Annotated in this window: 17 protein-coding genes; 10 read left to right on the forward strand and 7 right to left on the reverse strand. The window is 58.2% G+C overall.

Annotated features, from left to right (window positions below; translation table 11 throughout):
• Positions 1–359 precede the first annotated feature (359 nt).
• The 5 genes from CVE23_RS04250 to CVE23_RS04265 form a co-directional block, all read right to left on the reverse strand.
• Complete coding sequence (locus CVE23_RS04250) at positions 360–1,025, reverse strand: hypothetical protein (protein WP_127350772.1); 666 nt, start codon at positions 1,023–1,025, stop codon at positions 360–362.
• 8 nt (positions 1,026–1,033) lie between these two features.
• Positions 1,034–1,327, reverse strand: coding sequence for a 2Fe-2S iron-sulfur cluster-binding protein (locus tag CVE23_RS04255; protein ID WP_071605154.1), 294 nt, complete (start codon positions 1,325–1,327; stop codon positions 1,034–1,036).
• Positions 1,327–1,578, reverse strand: coding sequence for a hypothetical protein (locus CVE23_RS04260; RefSeq protein WP_049854527.1), 252 nt, complete (start codon positions 1,576–1,578; stop codon positions 1,327–1,329). The genes CVE23_RS04255 and CVE23_RS04260 overlap by 1 nt, the downstream gene beginning before the upstream one ends.
• Before the next feature lie 35 nt (positions 1,579–1,613).
• Complete coding sequence (locus CVE23_RS22650) at positions 1,614–1,973, reverse strand: hypothetical protein (protein WP_145958406.1); 360 nt, start codon at positions 1,971–1,973, stop codon at positions 1,614–1,616.
• A 190-nt stretch (positions 1,974–2,163) separates the two neighbouring features.
• Positions 2,164–2,913 carry an AAA family ATPase gene (locus tag CVE23_RS04265; RefSeq protein ID WP_100848969.1) on the reverse strand — a complete coding sequence of 250 codons (750 nt, stop codon included), beginning with the start codon at positions 2,911–2,913 and terminating at the stop codon, positions 2,164–2,166.
• Positions 2,914–3,651: 738 nt separating this feature from the next.
• On the opposite strand from CVE23_RS04265, the gene iolG reads away from it, so the two are divergent.
• The 8 genes from iolG (at position 3,652) to iolB (ending at position 13,434) form a co-directional block, all read left to right on the forward strand.
• Positions 3,652–4,638, forward strand: a complete 987-nt coding sequence (gene iolG / locus CVE23_RS04270) for an inositol 2-dehydrogenase (RefSeq protein WP_100848970.1) — start codon at positions 3,652–3,654, stop codon at positions 4,636–4,638.
• A gap of 288 nt (positions 4,639–4,926) precedes the next feature.
• Entirely contained in the window at positions 4,927–5,865 is a 939-nt protein-coding gene (locus CVE23_RS04280) for a substrate-binding domain-containing protein (protein ID WP_038662082.1), read from the forward strand.
• Positions 5,866–5,921: 56 nt separating this feature from the next.
• The gene (locus CVE23_RS04285; RefSeq protein WP_049853600.1) at positions 5,922–7,469 is read left to right on the forward strand and encodes a sugar ABC transporter ATP-binding protein; all 1,548 of its coding nucleotides are present in this window, start codon (positions 5,922–5,924) and stop codon (positions 7,467–7,469) included.
• A 16-nt stretch (positions 7,470–7,485) separates the two neighbouring features.
• Entirely contained in the window at positions 7,486–8,520 is a 1,035-nt protein-coding gene (locus CVE23_RS04290) for an ABC transporter permease (protein ID WP_038668909.1), read from the forward strand.
• A 17-nt stretch (positions 8,521–8,537) separates the two neighbouring features.
• Positions 8,538–9,686, forward strand: coding sequence for a Gfo/Idh/MocA family protein (locus CVE23_RS04295; RefSeq protein ID WP_100848971.1), 1,149 nt, complete (start codon positions 8,538–8,540; stop codon positions 9,684–9,686).
• A 54-nt stretch (positions 9,687–9,740) separates the two neighbouring features.
• On the forward strand, positions 9,741–11,663 hold the full coding sequence (locus CVE23_RS04300) for a bifunctional 5-dehydro-2-deoxygluconokinase/5-dehydro-2-deoxyphosphogluconate aldolase (protein WP_100848972.1): 1,923 nt from the start codon (positions 9,741–9,743) through the stop codon (positions 11,661–11,663).
• Positions 11,664–11,691: 28 nt separating this feature from the next.
• Entirely contained in the window at positions 11,692–12,582 is an 891-nt protein-coding gene (gene iolE / locus CVE23_RS04305; RefSeq protein WP_100848973.1) for a myo-inosose-2 dehydratase, read from the forward strand.
• 24 nt (positions 12,583–12,606) lie between these two features.
• Positions 12,607–13,434 (forward strand): 5-deoxy-glucuronate isomerase, encoded by an 828-nt coding sequence (gene iolB, locus CVE23_RS04310; RefSeq protein ID WP_038917928.1) that lies wholly within the window; start codon positions 12,607–12,609, stop codon positions 13,432–13,434.
• Between the two features lie 372 nt (positions 13,435–13,806).
• On the opposite strand, the gene mltB is transcribed toward iolB, so the two are convergent.
• Entirely contained in the window at positions 13,807–14,910 is a 1,104-nt protein-coding gene (gene mltB, locus CVE23_RS04320) for a lytic murein transglycosylase B (protein WP_049853649.1), read from the reverse strand.
• Positions 14,911–15,011: 101 nt separating this feature from the next.
• Positions 15,012–15,935: a LysR family transcriptional regulator gene (locus tag CVE23_RS04325; protein ID WP_100848974.1), complete on the reverse strand. Its 924-nt coding sequence runs from the start codon at positions 15,933–15,935 to the stop codon at positions 15,012–15,014.
• Positions 15,936–16,117: 182 nt separating this feature from the next.
• Here CVE23_RS04325 and CVE23_RS04330 point away from each other — a divergent pair, with 182 nt between their 5' ends.
• Together CVE23_RS04330 and menC are read left to right on the forward strand one after the other, a co-directional pair.
• Positions 16,118–17,332, forward strand: a complete 1,215-nt coding sequence (locus CVE23_RS04330) for an MFS transporter (RefSeq protein WP_038917930.1) — start codon at positions 16,118–16,120, stop codon at positions 17,330–17,332.
• A 28-nt stretch (positions 17,333–17,360) separates the two neighbouring features.
• A complete protein-coding gene (gene menC, locus CVE23_RS04335; RefSeq protein WP_038662055.1) occupies positions 17,361–18,473 on the forward strand; it encodes an o-succinylbenzoate synthase in 1,113 nt (370 codons plus the stop codon).
• The last annotated feature ends 197 nt before the right edge of the window (positions 18,474–18,670 follow it).

The following is an 18,670-nucleotide window of genomic DNA, read 5'->3' on the forward strand; positions in this document are numbered from 1 at the left end:
GTTAGGCGCATGCCCGTTCTGGCGTTAGCATCGAAATGACGGCATTCAGCGGGGGATTACTGCATCGGTTTTTCCCGGCGCGGTCTTCATGATGCACGGTAATCAGTAAAATTTTTATTTCATGCCGATGCCTTGATGATGAGGACATGACGCCTCTGTAAGGCTCTGCCTGCCGTTCTCTCGACAGAAGCGCCCGGTTGTTGGGCTACGAGAACCTTATTCGGTGATGTCGGTTTTCCTGCCGCATCACTCATCGCTGCACTGGCATTGGTGGCATTGGTGGCATTGGTGGCATTGGTGGTATTGGTCGGAGGGGGAGGCAATAGCATCCCCCTATTTTTTCACCGCCATTCATACCGCTATGAATTAAGATCTTCGACAATAAAATCCATCGCGACGTGAAAATAGCCGTTCATCATTTCAGGCACTAACTCCGCTACCGCACTATCAACGTCCTGACCATAAACTTCCAGCGCCCGATCGGTTAATGTATGGGTATATACGCCATTTTTAACCTCCGTATGTAGATCTCTCCGTGTTTGCAGAAAATCATTCGAGAAGTTAAATCTGGATATCGAGAATTTATCCTCTTTTCTGATGATAAAATCGATGGGGTTCATGAGTCGGTCTTTTTTAAGCGTAATTTTGGGGATGTGGGTGGCAAATTCCAAATGATTGCTCTCCGTCACCTCTGCCCATGTTGCATTACACGTATTATTTACTGAAGGCGTTTTCCCTTGTGCTTTGAACGCATCAGAAAGACACAGCCCTACTTTAGCGCCAGTCAGCGGCTTCATGGTGTCTTTTTCAAAAAAACGCAAAATGAATTTTACAGGGATACGGCCTTTCGAGTCTGAAAAACTGCATTGCCCCTTTTTAAAGAGAAATTTATCCAGCCTGCCGATAATTTGCTGCTCGTCGTTAATGAGTGCGGTATTTATTATGATGGGCTTTTTCGTTAGGGCACTATACGTTCGATGTGTGACGCCATAAAGCCCTAACGCTAACCCGGATATGATGAACATTCTCCTGTTCATGAGGTCAAATCCTCCTCGGCATGAGACATGATAAACATATCAGATTGTGGATAGGTGACGCATGGGAGTATATATTGTCCCCGTTGACTTTCATCGAGAAAAGACTGATCAGAGTCATCATATTGTCCAGTTAAACGTCTGCATGCGCATGACGAGCATGCACCGGCCCGGCAACTGTAGGGCAGTTGTATTCCTTCTTGCTCCGCGGCATCCAGTATATATTGGTCATCGCTGCATTTTATTGTCTTCGTTGTTCCACAGCTCATGATGCTTATATGATAAATCGGCATTATTTGTTCTCCTCCTTTTGAACGTAAACGGTAAATCCTTTTGGCTTTAAGTCAGGGTGATCAATGGAGATTTCATTTAAAACGTTCATACACAGGGTATAAAGGAGCTCGCCTGCGATACGTTTGCAGTTGTTATATTCTTCTTCTGGCAGCTGACTTCCCAGATCGGTCAGTTCTTTTTCAATTAAAGTGATGAGTGCCGATGATTTATTAATGACTTTCCTGGCGACGTCTTTGTCTGAAATGAACATGGTTATGACTCCATAATTTTATTTTTAAATAGAAATTAAATATCACACATGGGGATCATTCCCATACACTCAGCCATACAGCTGTGAAAGGAGCCGCCATCAAACGAGCCAGTTGGTAATGTATATAAACATTCTTGTATGCATCGGTCTTTCTTATCTCCCATGCTTGAATTCAGCGTGCTGCTGGCTGAGTCTGGCATTGTTTTATTTTTTTTAATAGCGCATGACGCGCTGACTCTGGAATAATTTGCTAATTTTTTTATTGTCTCACGCTCATTTTTGTATGTCAATTTTGCATTTACATCTCCATCGGCGATACTTATGTTTTGATAAAATAAGGTCATGGTTAATAGCGTTGAAGTAAATAATATTCTTTTTATAGATAGATTGATCATCTATTATTCCTTTAAAGATGCCCTCAGAAGTACAATTTTATTGATTTGTTAAATCAGAATGATTCTGTGTGATTTCATATGGTTTTTTTAAAATTCGGTCGTTGATATTCCTCCATGAATTTATGGATGCAATGATCATTAATGGTGTATAGGCAACTGAATGCACTACGTGGTTTTAATGGCTTTTCTATTACTTCTTCATTAACTCCTGCAGCATTTTTTCAGGATTGTTCAGGAACGAACGCGTGATTTGATAATGATCCGTGTCTTTATAATTCACCTGGGAGAGGCTATCGCCATCAAACTGATAGATTAATGCGTCCGGGTAACCCAGCAGAATCGGCGAATGGGTGGCGATAATAAATTGGGAATCATCCAGAATCAGGTCATGCATTCTGGCGAGCATCGCCAACTGCCTGGCCGGCGACAGCGCGGCTTCCGGTTCGTCGAGCAGATACAGCCCTTTGCCGCCAAAACGGTTCATCATTAATGAGAGAAAAGATTCGCCGTGCGACTGCTCATGCAAGGAGTGGCCGCCATACGAATTAATCACCGGCGGGCCGAAAGACGGTTCGGCGTCAAGGTGTTCGATTTCGGAGGCCAGGTTAAAAAAGCTCTCGGCACGAAAAAAAAATCCATTACGGGGACGTGGTACGCCTTTGGCGATTCTCAGGTAATTCGATAATTCTGAATGCGACGCCCGTGTGCTGAAATTGAAGTTGCGGGTGCCGCCTTCAGGGTTAAACCCCATTGATACGGCAATGGCTTCCAGCAGCGTTGACTTTCCGGTGCCGTTCTCGCCAATAAAAAAAGTAACCTTGGGATGGGGGTCAATAAAGTCAAACGAATGAATCGCTGGAATAGAAAACGGATAAAGGTCAAATGATGGCACCTTATCGCGATTAAGAGAGATACGGCTGATGTATTGAGTCGAAATCATTCTGCGTCATTTCCTGCCATGGACTGCCCACAACTGTTTACCACCATAGCTATTTACCACCATAGCTATTTACCACCATAGCTATTTGCTACTACAGCTATTCACTACCACAGTGGGTCAATTATTCCAATGCCTTTATTCCCGGGCGGTATGCAATGCTGGTGAACCGTTTTGTTAAACCGCAGGCAATATCATTCGTTTGTTTTTTTATGAGGCGATGCATGGTCGCTAAAACCAACAACCACACAGATAGTAATGGTTATCATTATCAAGATCAACGTTGTTTTTAGGGAAACCGTTATTTTCAGGAGAACCGTTATTCCTATGAAAAAATATGGTGCTGAGGTTCTTGCTGCGCTGCAACAGAGGCAGCTATTGAAATATTTATTTCATTTTTATTCGCTGCCGGGGACGGCCGGGCTGTGATGCCCGCAGGTGCTCCGGCCGCTTTATCTGCGCGTCAGCCGCAAGACACGACGTCATCTTTGTTTACTAATTCCATGCCTTGATTACGTTTTTTTTCGTCCTGCAACGCGCTGACGACCCGGCCGCGGTTTCGTGATTGTGCTAACACTATTTTGCTCATATGTCACCAAAATGTTAGCTGGCGCGCAAAAACATAATTTCCAGTTTTACTGAAATTGAAATAAACGTTTTATTGTCTTTACTCTAAAAGCACAACAGACCCTGAACCCCTACAACCAACCAGTGATACCCCGCGGTATCGAGGGAGTAGCCATGTTTAACATTGCTTTACTGGGCGCCGGCCGCATTGGCCAGGTTCATGCCGTCAACATCGCCGAACATCGGGAAACCTGCCTCTATTCGGTGGTGGACCCCAACCCCGCCAACGCCCGGGCGCTGTCTGATAAATATCAGGCCCGTCTGCAAACCGTCGACGAGGCGATGGCCGACCCGGCGGTACACGCGGTGCTGATCGCCTCCGCCACCGATACCCACGCCGACCTGATTGAACTGGCCGCCCGCCACGGCAAAGCCATCTTCTGTGAAAAGCCGGTGCATCTGGATATCGCCCGGGTGCGCGACTGCCTGAAGGTGGTGGAGCAGCAGCAGGTGCCGCTGTTTGTCGGTTTTAACCGTCGCTACGACCCGCAGTTTCGCCGGATGAAAACGCTGGCGGGCGAAGGACGCATCGGCAAGCCCGAATCGCTGATGATTATCTCCCGCGACCCATCGCCGCCGCCGGCGGAGTATGTGCGTGTGTCCGGCGGCATGTTCCGCGACATGACCATCCACGATTTCGACATGGTGCGTTTCATCATGGGCGAAGAGCCGGTGTCGGTGTTCGCGCAGGGCAGCAATCTGGTGGACCCGGCCATCGGCGCGGCCGGCGACATCGACACCGCTTTGGTGGTGTTCAAATTCGCCTCCGGCGCGATGGCGACCATCGTCAACAGCCGCCGCTCCGGCTACGGCTACGACCAGCGCCTGGAGCTGCACGGCGAGCTCGGCGTGCTGAGCGCGGGCAACATCCGTGAAAATCAGGTGGAACACTGGGGCGACGCGGGGTGCCTCGCCGCCAAACCGGAACACTTTTTCCTGCAGCGTTACCGCGATGCCTACGCGGCGGAATGGCGTCATTTCGTCGAGGTGCTGCACGGGCGTACCCCGCCCGAGTGCAGCGGCGTCGACGGCGAGCGGGCGCTGTATCTGGCCGACAAAGCGCTGGAATCGCTGGCGACGGGGCGCGCTATTTCGCTCTGACATAACCAGAGGGCCGGCACGGCGGCGGCCCCTGACATAACAACATGACCTGACGTTTATACCCTAAATAATTCGAGTTGCAGGAAGGCGGCGACGCAGTGAATCCCCAGGAGCTTACATCGGTAAGTTACTGGGGTGAGCGACAAATCTGCCGGGAGCAGATTTGAACGCAGCTCGCTGCGGCCCGAAGGGCGAGGCCCAGGGATGGGCCGAGTAATAAAGCCAACGCATCGGCAACTTGAAGTATGACGGGGATAACTTACACCCAACTGATGCAGAGACAACACCATGAAAAAGATAACCATCATGGCCGCGGCGATGGCCTTCACGATGTCGTCCGGTCTGGCGCAGGCCCAGAACGAGCAGATTGTGTTCAGTACCCCCAATCTGGCGATGCCATTTGAAGTTCACATGCAGCGTACCGCGGTCAAGGCCGCCAAAGAACTGGGCGTTAACCTGCAGGTGCTGGACAGCCAGGGCAGTTCCCCGAAACAGGTGGCGGATCTGGAAAACGCCATCACCCGCGGCGCGCAAGGTTTTGTGGTGTCGCCTAATGACGTCAACGCGGTGTCGGGCGCGGTAACGGAGATTCAGGACGCCAAACTGCCGGTAGTGACGCTGGACCGCTCGGTGAAGACCGACAAGAAAGTGCCGCACTTCGGCGCCAACAACTACAAGGGCGGTCAGGCGATTGCCGATTTCGTCAAAGCGCGCTTTCCGAACGGCGCCGACATCGTGCTGCTGACCGGACAACCGGGGTCATCGTCCAATATTGAACGCACCCAGGGCATCCGCGACAGCCTGAAAGCGGGCGGCAGTAAGTATCGCCTGGTGGCGGATCAGACCGGCAACTGGATGCGTTCCGAAGGGATGCGCATCGTGGAAAGCGTGTTGCCGTCGCTGCCCAAGCGTCCGCAGGTGATTCTGTCGGCCAACGACGACATGGCGCTGGGGGCGATCGAAGCACTGCAAAGTCAGGGGCTGAAACCGGGCGACGTGATGGTGACGGGGTTTGACGCGGTGCCGGAAGCGCTGGCCCGCGTGCGTGACGGCTGGCTGTCGGTGACCGCCGATCAACGTCCCGGCTACGCGGTGACGCAGGCGATGACCCAGCTCACCAACAATATTCGCACCAAGTCGCCGATCACCGGCGCGGATTACCCGCCGACCATGATCACCAAAGACAACCTGAACGACGCGGAACGTATCGGCGAAGCGGGCAAATAAGCGGACATACCACTCACGCACCGGCCCGGCGGCCGGTGCGCAACGAGGGCCATCCCATGACTGAACCCTTACTGAACATTACCGATCTGGCCAAGAATTTCTCCGGCGTCTGGGCGCTCAATAAGGTGCAACTGACGGTACTACCGGGAGAGATCCACGCCCTGCTGGGCGAGAACGGCGCCGGCAAGTCCACCTTGCTCAAGGCGCTGGCCGGTGCGCAACCCCAGACCAGCGGCGATATCCGCTTCAACGGCGAACTGCTGTCGCCGCAGGACTCGCCGGTAGAACGGCAGAACCGCGGCATCGTCACCATCTATCAGGAATTCAACCTGCTGCCCAACATGACGGTGGCGGAAAACATGTTTCTCGGCCGCGAACAGCAACGCAGCCGGCTGTTTGTCGATGCGCAGGCGGTCAATCAGGAAGCCCGCACGGTGCTGGAGTACCTGCAACTGAACATATCACCGACCACGCAGGTGGCGCGGCTGAGCGTGGCGCAGCAGCAGATGGTGGAAATCGCCCGCGCATTGACCCTCAACGCCCGGTTGATCGTGATGGATGAACCGTCCGCCGCGCTGAGCGATAGCGAGGTGGAGAGCCTGCACCGGGTGGTGCGTGAGCTGAAAGCGCGCGGCGTCAGCGTGATTTATGTGACGCACCGGCTGCACGAAGTGTTCCAACTGTGCGACCGCTTCACCGTATTGCAGGACGGCCGTTACACCGGCTCCGGCAACGTGGCCGACATCGACGTGGCGGGCATCATCCGCATGATGGTCGGGCGCGACGTGGTGTTCAGCCGTCGCCCGCCGTCGGAAACCCATCATCAGGACAAACCGGTGCGGCTGGCAGTGAAAGGGCTGTGCCGGGAAAAACCGCCGCTCGATCCGCACGGCATCGCGCTCGACAACATCGGTTTTCAGGTGCACGCGGGCGAGATCCTCGGCATCGCCGGGCTGGTAGGCGCCGGCCGTACCGAGGTGGCGCGCTGCCTGTTCGGCGCCGACCCGTTTACCTCCGGCGAATTCTGGCTTGACGGCCAGGCCTATCACCCGGTCGATCCGCTGCACGCGCTCGATCAGGGCATTGCGCTGGTGCCGGAAGATCGCAAGAAAGAGGGCGCGGTGCTGGGCTTGTCGATCCGCAACAACCTGTCGCTTTCCAGCCTGTCGTCGCTGCTGCGCTGGCGCTACTTCGTCGACACCCGCCGCGAGGACGACCTGATCGAATCCTACCGGCAGGCGTTGCGCATCAAGATGGTGGACAGCGAGCAGGAGGTGCGCAAGCTCTCCGGCGGCAACCAGCAGAAAGTGATTCTGGCGCGCTGTATGGCGCTCAACCCCCGGGTGCTGATCGTCGATGAGCCGACGCGCGGTATCGACGTCGGCACCAAGTCCGAAGTGCATCAGGTGCTGTTCGATATGGCGAAACGGGGCGTGGCGGTGATCGTGATTTCCTCCGATCTGCCGGAGGTGATGGCGATTTCCGATCGCATCATCACCCTTAGCGAAGGCCGGATCACCGGCGAACTGCACGGCGATGACGCCACGGAAGAGCGGCTGATGACCCTGATGGCCATCTGCCATGACGCACCACAGGCCGCATAACGGAGATACCATGAGCATGCAGCAACCCTTATCCCGTACCAAACTGCCGGCGCCGGCTAACGGCCGGGGACGCATCGACCCGATCGCCTTCTTCGAGCGTTTCGGGGTGTTCATTTTCATGATCCTGCTGCTGATCTTTTTCCAGTCGCAGAACAGCAACTTCCTGACCGAACGCAACATCACCAACATCCTCACCGAGGTGTCCATCTACGGCATCATGGCGGTGGGGATGACCTTCGTGATCCTGACCGCGGGCATCGACCTGTCGGTCGGGTCGATTCTGGCGGTGTGCGCCATGACCGCCGCCTACGTGATCAAAGGCGATAACTTCACCACCGTCGATGCTCAGGCCTGGGGCGGCATGAGCTGGCTGGTAGGGCTTGGCATCTGTCTGGCGATGGGCACCGTTATCGGTTTCCTGCACGGACTGGGCGTTACCCGTCTGCGGTTGTCGCCGTTCATCGTCACGCTGGGCGGCATGACCATCTGGCGTGGCCTGACGCTGGTTGTCAACGACGGCGCGCCCATCGCCGGGTTTGACCCCGGTTACCGCTGGTGGGGGCGGGGTGATTTGCTCGGCATCTCCATCCCGATCTGGATCTTCGCGCTGGTGGCGCTGGTAGGCTGGCTGGCGCTGCATAAAACCCGCTGGGGGCGTTTCGTCTACGCCATCGGCGGCAACACCGAGGCGGCGCGGTTGGCCGGGGTCAACGTACAGCGGGTACTGGTCAGCGTCTACGTGGTGATCGGCGCGCTGGCCGGTCTGGCGGGGTTCATCCTCAGCGCCCGGCTGGGTAGCGCCGAAGCGGTGGCGGGCATCTCGTTCGAACTGCGGGTGATCGCCTCGGTGGTGATTGGCGGCACCTCGCTGATGGGCGGTTACGGGCGCATCAGCGGCACCATCATCGGCTCCGTCATTATGGGGATCCTGATTAACGGGCTGGTGCTGATGAACGTTTCGGCCTACTACCAGCAGATCATCACCGGGCTCATCATCGTGCTGGCGGTAGCCTTCGATACCTACGCCAAGAGCCGACGCGGCGCCATCTGACACAGGGAGCGACAGGCATGAAACAGGTTCGAATCGGTTTGATCGGCACCGGCTACATCGGCCGCGCCCACGCCATCGCCTATGCGCAGGCGCCGGTGGTGTACCCGCTCAAGGGGCAACTGGTGTGCGAGATGCTGGCGGAAGTCTCGCCGGAGCTGGCAAAGCAGCGGGCGCGGGAACTGGGCTTCGCCCGTTTTACCAGCGACTGGCATCAACTGGTGGCCGACCCGGCTATCGACGTGGTGGATATCTGCGCGCCTAATTTTCTGCATCAGGAAATGGCGATGGCGGCGATTCGCCACGGCAAACACGTCTATTCGGAAAAGCCGCTGGCGCTCAACGCCGCCGACGCGCGTGCGATGGCGGACGCCGCCCGTCAGGCCGGAGTAAAAACGCTGGTGGGGTTCAACTACATGAAGAACCCGGCGGCGCAACTGGCGAAAGAGATCATCGCGCGCGGCGAGATTGGCGACATCACCCATTTCTACGGCACCCATAACGAAGACTATCTGGCCGACCCGCTGAAACCGGCGGACTGGCATTGCTTCCGGCACACCGCCGGGCTGGGCGCGCTGGGCGACGTGGGCGCGCACATCGTCAATATGGCGCACTACCTGGTGGGCGACATCACCGAGGTGTGCGGCGATCTGCAGACGGTGGTGCCGCAGCGGCCGGTGAGCGCGGGCAGCGACGACCGGGTGGCGGTGGAAAACGAGGATCAGGCGCACGCGATGGTGCGTTTCGCCAGCGGCGCGCGCGGGGTGATCGAGGCGTCAAGAGTGGCGTGCGGACGCAAGATGGGGCTGAGTTATGTCATCACCGGCACCCGCGGCGCCATCAGTTTTACCCAGGAACGTATGGCGGAACTAAAACTGTACCGGCATGACGACCCGGTCAACCGACAGGGGTTTCAGACCTTGCTGATCGGGCCGCAGCACCCGGAGTACGCCGCATTCTGCGCCAGCGCCGGGCACGGCATCGGTTTTAACGATCAGAAAACCGTCGAGGTGCGCGACCTGATCGACGGCATCGCCGCCGGGAGTCCGCTGTGGCCCGATTTTGACGAAGGTTGGCGCGTCTCCCGGGTGCTGGACGCCATCGTGCTGTCGCATCAGGCCGCGCGCTGGGTGGCGGTACATGAGGTGACAGTGCATGAAGCGGGATAACGGTCGTGCCGACGTGTTGTCGATTTCCTTTTTTGACTGACAGGAATGGGCGTTATGAGTACGGAAAAGCAGTTTGATGTGATTTGCATGGGGCGCGTGGCGGTGGACCTGTACGGTCAGCAGATCGGCGCGCGTCTGGAAGACATGGGCTGTTTCGCCAAATACCTGGGCGGCTCTTCCGGTAACGTGGCCTACGGTACCGCCCGGCAGGGCCTGCGTTCCTCAATGCTGGCGCGGGTGGGTGACGAGCACATGGGGCGCTTTCTGCGCGAAGAGTTGCAGCAGGTCGGCTGCGACACCAGTCATCTGATAACCGATCCGACGCGCCTGACCGCGCTGGTGCTGCTCGGCATCAAGGATCGGGAAACCTTCCCGCTGATCTTCTACCGCGATAACTGCGCCGATATGGCGATCACGCCGGAAGACGTCAGCGAGGATTACATCGCCTCGTCGCGCTGTCTGGCGATCACCGGCACCCATCTGTCGCACCCGAACACCCGCGAGGCGGTGCTGACTGCGCTGCGTTACGCCCGTCGTCACGGCGTGAAAACGGTGCTGGATATCGACTACCGGCCGGTGCTGTGGGGGCTGACTTCGTTAGGCGACGGCGAAACCCGTTTCATCGAATCAACGGCGGTAACGGCGCAACTGCAACAGGTGCTGAACCTGTTCGATCTGATCGTCGGCACCGAAGAGGAGTTTCATATCGCCGGCGGCAGTACCGACACCCTACAGGCGCTGCGTCAGGTGCGGGCGCATACCGCGGCGGAGCTGGTGTGCAAGCGCGGTCCGCTCGGCTGTTCGGTGTTCACCGGCGACATTCCGGCGTCGCTGGATGAGGGCATTACCGTCAAAGGCGTGCGCGTCGAAGTGCTCAACGTGCTGGGGGCGGGCGACGCTTTCATGTCCGGCCTGCTGCGTGGCTACCTGAGCGGCGAGGGCTGGGAGAAAGCCTGCGCTTACGCCAATGCCTGCGGCGCGCTGGTGGTGTCTCGCCACGGCTGCGCCCCGGCGATGCCGAGCCGCATCGAGCTGGATAACTATCTGGCGCGCGCCCATGCGGTGCCGCGGCCGGATCTGGACCCGGAACTGAACCATTTACATCGCGTCACCACCCGGCGTCAGCGCTGGGAAGAACTGTGCGTGATCGCCTTTGATCACCGCAGCCAACTGGAGGAGATGGCGCTGGCCTGCGGCGCCGATCGCCGCCGGATCCCGGCGCTTAAACAGTTGATTTTGCAGGCCAGCCAGCAGGCGGCGCAGCAGGCCGGACTACAGAGCGCCGGACTATCGCCCGGCAAAGCCGGATTATTATGCGACGGCACCTTCGGGCAGGACGCGCTCAATACCATTACCGGGCAAGGCTGGTGGATCGGTCGCCCGATCGAACTGCCGGGTTCGCGCCCGCTGGTGCTGGAGCACGGCAACATCGGCTCGCAACTGGTGAGCTGGCCGCTGGAGCATGTGGTGAAGTGCCTGGTGTTTTTCCACCCGGAAGACGACAGCCCGTTGCGGCTGACGCAGGAACGGCAGGTGAGCGAGGTGTATCGCGCCTGCTGTCAGTCCGGCCACGAACTGCTGCTGGAGGTGATTCTGCCTGCCGACATGCCGCGCAGCGATGACCTTTACCTGCGGGCGATCCAGCGTTTCTACAACATCGGCGTCCGGCCGGACTGGTGGAAACTGCCGCCGCTGTCCGCCGACGGCTGGCAACGGCTGGAGCGATTGCTGGCAGAGCGCGATCCCCACTGCCGCGGCGTGGTGATCCTCGGGCTGGACGCGCCGATCGAAATATTACGTCAGGGGTTCAACGCCGCCGCCGGTCAACCGGTGGTGAAAGGGTTCGCGGTGGGGCGCACGCTGTTTGCGCAGCCGGCGCAACAGTGGCTGCGCGGCGATATCGACGATCGGCAACTGATCGCCGACGTCAAAGATAACTACCTGCAGCTGATCGCCCTGTGGCGTCAACGCGGCTAAATCCATTTATTATGAGAGGGAATCGAGAATGACTGTTCAACTGGGTATCAATCCGCTGACCTGGACCAATGATGACCTGCCGTCGCTGGGGGCGGAAACTCCGCTGGAAACCTGCCTGAGCGAAGGGCGTCAGGCCGGTTTCGCCGGGTTCGAACTGGGCAACAAGTTCCCGCGCCAGTCCGGCGTGCTGGGGCCGATTCTGAAAAAACATGGGCTGAGTCTGGTTTCCGGCTGGTATTCCGGTCAGTTGCTGACCCGTTCGGTAAAAGACGAGATTGCCGCGGTGCAGGATCACCTTAACCTGCTGCGCGAGCTGGGCGCCACCGTACTGGTATTCGCCGAAGTGACCGGCGCGGTGCATGGCGATCAGCGTACGCCGGTGCATCTGCGCCCGCGTTTTCCGGCGACGCGCTGGCAGGAATACGGCGACAAGCTCAGCGAATTCGCCCGCTATACCCAGCAGCAGGGCGTGCAAATCGCCTATCACCACCATATGGGCACCGTGATTGAAACCGCCGACGACGTGGATCAACTGATGACCCACACCGGGCCGGAAGTGGGCCTGCTGCTGGATACCGGTCACCTGACCTTTGCCGGCGCCGACCCGCTGGCGGTGGCGCAGCGCTGGATGCAACGCATCAACCATGTGCACTGTAAAGACATTCGCCCCGAGGTGTTGAAAGAGGTGAAAAACCGCAAAACCAGTTTTCTGGATGCGGTGTTGAGCGGCGTGTTCACCGTGCCGGGCGACGGCTGCGTCGATTATCCGTCGCTGTTCCGGCTGCTGAAAGCGCATGATTATCAGGGCTGGCTGGTCGTGGAAGCCGAACAGGACCCGGCGGTGGCGCATCCGCTGACTTACGCCACGCTGGGGTTCAACAATCTGCAGCGGTTTGCCCGCGACGCGGGTCTGATCTGACTGTTGCAGGCAGGGAGGTGGGCGATGTCTGAATTACTGTCCCGTTATCATGCGCCGGATAAGCAAGGTCGTATCCAGCAGATTACCCCGGCTCGCGCGGGCTGGCGTCATGTCGGGTTTGAGGTTTACCAGTTGTCGACCGGCGCAACGCTGGCGCTACCGGCGGTGGTCGAGGAGCGCTGTCTGGTGTTGGTGGGCGGTCGGGCGACGGTGGCGACGCCGCAGGCGCGGTTTGAGCATATCGGCGATCGCATGAACCCGTTCGAGCGCAAGAAACCCTGGGCGGTGTACGTCGCGCCGGGAGAAACGGTGACCGTCACCGCCGATACGCCGCTGGAACTGGCGGTATGCGCCGCGCCGGGGTGGAGCAATCATCCCACCCGGTTGATCGCCCCGCAGGATATCGGCGCGCAAGCGCGCGGCAGCGGGCGCAACCGCCGTTTCGTGCACAACATCCTGCCGGAGGACAAGGTGGCGGATAGCCTGCTGGTGGTCGAGGTCTACACCGACGAGGGCTGCACCAGTTCTTACCCCAGCCACAAGCACGATGTGGACAACCCGCCGCAGGAAACGTATCTGGAAGAAACCTACTATCACCGGCTCAACCCGCCGCAGGGGTTCTGCCTGCAACGGGTCTACACCGAGGATCGCTCGCTGGACGAATGCATGGCGGTGTATGACCGGGACGTGGTGATGGTGCCGCGCGGTTATCATCCGGTGGCGACGCTGGCGGGCTACGACAGCTACTACCTCAACGTGATGGCCGGGCCGGTGCGCCAGTGGCGTTTTAGCTGGGAGCAGGACCACCAGTGGGTGAATAGTGCGGAATACGCGGCAAAGCACAGCGGATAGAGCGGTGGATGAAGCTTATTGTGCAAACTTCTTGAGTTCAAGGTGAGAGGTTTTTCCGGCGTTAAAAACTGTGCTGAGGTGGACGACTTCGCCGGATGCGCGGCAGGGACGCCGCGCAAGCTCGTGCCGCGTTTGGAACGCGTCACGAGCGGTCCGAACAGCGAAGGCGAACGCCGAAGGAACCGCGCAGCGGCACAGTTTAGCCCCTAGCCAGAGGTCAAGGAGAGGTGGCTTTTGAACCTCTCCTTGTCGTGCGTGCGGTGACGTTGCAAAGGGACAACCGACGTTATCACGCACGAAACTTTCCACTGCCCTGACATAAATTTTCCAGTAATAAAACAACCCGGCTGTTGTTCAACAGCCAGTCCAGATTTAGTACCCCTGCCGCGCTTTTCTGACTTCTTCCCCTAACTGCCACACCGCCATCGCGTAGTGCACGCTGTGGTTGTAGCGGGTGATGGCGTAGAAGTTCGGCAGGCCGTACCAGAACTGGTAGTAGCTGCCCATGTCGAGGCGCAGCAGGCTGGCTTCCTGATAGCCGCCCAGCGCGGCACTCGGGCGCAGCCCCGCTGCCGCCAGCGTCGACAGGGAGTAGCGAGTCTTGAAGCCGGTTTCCAGCGCGAAGGTCTGACCGCTGGCGGTCACCGCTACCTGGCCGTTAGGCTGCCAGCCGTTCGATTTGAAGTAGTTGGCGACGCTGCCGATGGCATCGACCGGGTCCCACAGGTTGGGAATACCGTCGCCGTTGAAATCCACCGCGTATTTCTTGAATGCCGACGGCATGAACTGGCCGTAGCCCATCGCGCCGGCAAACGAGCCGCGCAGCGACAGCGGGTCAAAACCGTCTTCCCGCGCCATCAGCAGGAAATACTCCAGTTCGCTTTTGAAATACTCGGCGCGGCGCGGGTAGGCGAAGGCCAGCGTCGCCAGCGCATCCAGAATGCGGGTTTTACCCATCACCCGGCCCCAGCGGGTTTCCACCCCGATAATACCGACGATGATCTCCGGCGGTACGCCGTAAACCTGTTGAGCGCGATCCAGCGCGTCCTGATACTGGTTCCAGAACGCCACGCCGTTCTGCACGTTATCCGGGGTAATGAACTGCTTGCGGTAGCGCAGCCAGGCGCCGTTGGGAATGTTGGAGGGGGTTGCCGTTGACGGCGACGGCGCCTGTTTGTCCATTAGCCGGATCACCCAGTCCAGCCGCTGCGCCTGCGCCAGCACGTCGTGCAGTTGCTGCCGTTCGAAGCCATACTGCTGCACCATTTTGTCCACGAAACGGTCCACATCCGGGCTGTTGGCGAAATCGCCGCTGGTCAGCAGACCGCCGGCGTGGGCGGGGGATAGCAGAAAACCGCCGGAGGGAGCAGTGGCGGCGGGCGTACCGATAATTTCAGCCCCGGTGGGCTCGGCGGATTTATTGCTGCAGGCGGACAGCGCCAGCAACAGCGGAAAAACAGCAACCAGGCGACGCATCAGATATCCATATAATTCAGTCAAAAACAACGTGGCGGTCATGGTAGCGCAACGTCCATAGGGAAAAAACCGAATTGTGGGTCCGTTGACGGCATCGGCGGTTATGCTTCCGGCTGCTGTTCCTGCTCCATGATCTGAATCAGGTGGTCGGTAAACGCGGAAACCGCTTTCGGCAGCGTGCGGCCTGCCAGCGTGTTCAGTTCGATGTTGAGTCCGTTTAGATCCTGGCCGGTGATCGGCACCGCCACCATATCGTGATCCTTCAGGTATTGCCGCACCACCAGCTCGGTGGAAATGACTACGCCGTCGCAGTAACGGGCGAATGCCAGCAGGGCGCTGATGGAGGTAGTTTCAAACGCCGGATCGATCAGCAACCCCTGACGGCTGCAGCAGGCGTCGAACAGCCGCCGGGTCAGGATGTGGCGAACCGGCACGCCAAGCGGATAACCCGCCAGTTGCGACAGGCGCAGGCTCGATTTCTCCGCCAGCGGATGGTAGCGCTGCATCACCGCCACCAGCGGCGAGTGCAGCCGGTAGGCGACATGAATGTTGGCGGTTGGTATCTGACTGAACGTCAGCCCGATGTCGCTTTCGCCCTCATTCAGCCGGCGCGCCACTTCTTCGGCCGTCGCCACCAGCAACTGAAAACGAATATAGGGGTAATGCTGGCGAAACGAGGCGATCGCCATCGGAATAAAATCCAGGCTAAATCCCGCCGTGGAGACAATGCGTACGTCGCCGCGGCGCAAGCCCTGCAGTTCCCGGATTTCCTGCGTCACTTGCTCGGTTTCCAACTGATTGCGAAAGGCGTAAGCCGCCAGCAGTTCTCCGGCGGCGGTGGGGGTCATACCGCTTTTCCGCCGTTCAAACAGCGTGGTGTTGAGCCGGTCTTCCAGCCCACTGACCTGGCGACTGATGGCGGAACCCGCCACGTTGAGTCGCAAGGCGGCCTCACTAATGGAACCACAACGCACCACTTCCAGAAAATAGCGCAGGGCGGTGTCCTGCAGATAGCGAGCGGTCATGCGACTCCCTCAATGATTGAAGTTTGCCGTTTCGGCAATGAGGTGGTGAAAAAGTTGAAATAGCAGTATGGATGGCGGGTGTCTAGTATGCAATCAGGAGGGGTTGCCGGCACAGGGAAAAAGCGTCGCAGAACGCACTGGCTTCAGGCAATGACAACATCACACAGGGGGAATCAGGACAGATGGGGCATTACACGAGAAAAAAATCATATTGGGTGCTGTTCCTGCTTTATATCGGCTGGTGCGTGGCTTTTATCGATCGCGTGGTGCTGAGTATGGGATCGACGCAGATGGCGAAAGAGCTGTCGCTGTCGCCCAGCGAGGTTGGGCTGGTGCTGAGCGCTTTTTATTTCGGCTTCTGGTTGATGCAGTTGCCCGGCGGCTGGCTGGCGGATCGCTTTGGCGCCAGGGTGGTGGTAGCGATGGCGATCGCCATGTGGTCGCTGTTTACGTTCCTGACCGGCATCGCCTGGTCGTTGACGGCGTTACTGGTGATTCGTTTTCTGTTCGGGGTGGGGGAAGGCGCCTATCCTTCCGCTTCCGTCAAGAATGCGGCGGAGCAGTTCCCTCCGAGTGATAAGCCGCGCATGACCTCGCTGCTGATGTCTTCCAACTATGTGGGCAGCATGATTGCGCCGTTGCTGATCGCACCGCTGATTCTGGCGTTGGGCTGGCGTCATGCATTCATGGTGATTGGCCTGTTCGGCATCGCCTTCGTGCTGGTATATACCCTGACCGTCAGCGCCAAACCAGCATGGGTGTCCGATGAACCGGAACGCCTGAGCGGTGCGGAGTGGCGCGACGTAATGAAAAATCCGCTGTTATGGCGGCTGGCGGCGGTCTGGTTCGGTCTGAGCCTGATCAACAAGGGGCTGGACTCCTGGATGCCGATTTACCTGATGACCGAACGCCATCTGGACCTGAAAGCGGTGGGGGTACTGTTGCCGATCCCCTACGTGATGGCCGGGGTGGCGACCGCCTGCGGCGGCTGGGTGATGACCCGTTTCTTTGATGGCCGTGAGCGGGTGATGCTGATGGGCTGCGCCTTGCTGACCGCCCTGTTCCTGTATCTGATGTACAGCGCGTCGACCATCACCGCCGTGGTGGTGGCTCAGTCCTGCGCCTACTTTTTCAAATCGTTCGTGCTGGCAATCGCGGTGGCGCTGCCGACCAAGGTGCTGGCTTCGCGCATGGTGGGATCCGGCATCGGGGTGATCAACGTGGGCGGTCAGGCGGCCGGGTTTATTGCGCCGCTGGTCATTGGCGCGATGGTGGAGTATTTCGGCTATCCCTCGGCGTTTTTGTTTCTCATGGCGGCAGCCGCGTTCTCGGCGGTGGTGAGCCTGACTATTCATACGCGCCCGTCGGTGAAAACCGACATGGCGGCACAGGTTTGACGTTAAACGTGTAGGTGAAGGACAGAGGATGAAAATAGACAAAATTGTATTGCGTCAGATGAAAATGACGCTGAAAACCCCGTTTACCACCAGCTTTGCCACTCAGACGGAGAAGTACTTCACCGTGGTGGAGGCGCATAGCGGCGATGTGGTGGGTTACGGCGACTGTTCGGCGATTTCACTACCGTTTTACAACGAGGAAACCAACGTTACCGCCTGGCACATCATGCGCGATTTTCTGGTGCCGATGCTGCGTCAGGCCGGCGAGATTCGCCATCCTTCCGAGGTGCGCGACATTTTCGCGCCGGTGCGCCGCAACAATTGCGCCAAGGCGGCGGTGGAGGGCGCGATATGGGACGCCTACACCAGGCAGAAGCAGACGCCGCTGTGGCGTGAGCTGGGCGGCGTGCGCGATCGGGTCGAAGCCGGCGTGAGTATCGGTATTCAGCCGACGCCGGCAGATTTGGTGCGTGTGGTGGCGGGCTACCGCGAGGAAGGCTACCGCCGTATCAAGATTAAGATCAAACCGGGTAAGGATCTGGCCTATATTCAGGCGCTGCGCAGCGAATTCGGCGACATTACGCTGATGGTGGACGCCAACTCCGCCTACTCGCTGGACGATATTCCGCTGTTCCGTGAGTTCGACAAATTCAACCTGCTGATGATCGAGCAGCCGCTGGCGCACGACGATATCGTCGATCACCGCAAGTTGCAGGCGGCGATTGAGACGCCGATCTGCCTGGATGAGAGCATTGCTTCGGTGGAAGATGCCCGCAAAGCCATCGAACTGGGCAGCGGCCGCATCATCAATATCAAAGTGGCGCGGGTGGGCGGCATCACCGAAACCAAGCTGATCCACGATTTCTGCCAGGATGCCGGCGTGCCGGTATGGTGTGGCGGCATGCTGGATACCGCGGTGGGTAAGGCGCACAACATTGCGGTGGCGACGCTGCCCAATTTCCTGCTGGCGCATGACATTCCGCCGTCATCACGCTACTGGGCGCAGGACTTCATGCTGCCGGAAGTGACGCTGGACCAGGACAGCATGGTGGCGGTGCCGGATAAGCCGGGCATCGGCTTTGAGATCAATCCGGAACTTTATGCCCGTTATTGCTACGGAGAGGAAACCATCCGCTTTTGATTACCGGAGCAAGCGGCTGCGGCAGCTCGTTGCGGCGCCACAGCCGCTGGTTCATGGTCAGTACAGCAACGCTGCCGTAAAATAATCACAATAACCAATAGCGGGACAATACCGAGTGTAATGTCCCGGAATGACGTTTTTTAGCGATCGTCAAAGTATGAATCTCATTGCGTCTTGTCTTGTTACCGGGAGGTGAG

Source organism: Dickeya fangzhongdai, assembly GCF_002812485.1.
Classification (GTDB): Bacteria; Pseudomonadota; Gammaproteobacteria; order Enterobacterales; family Enterobacteriaceae; genus Dickeya; species Dickeya fangzhongdai.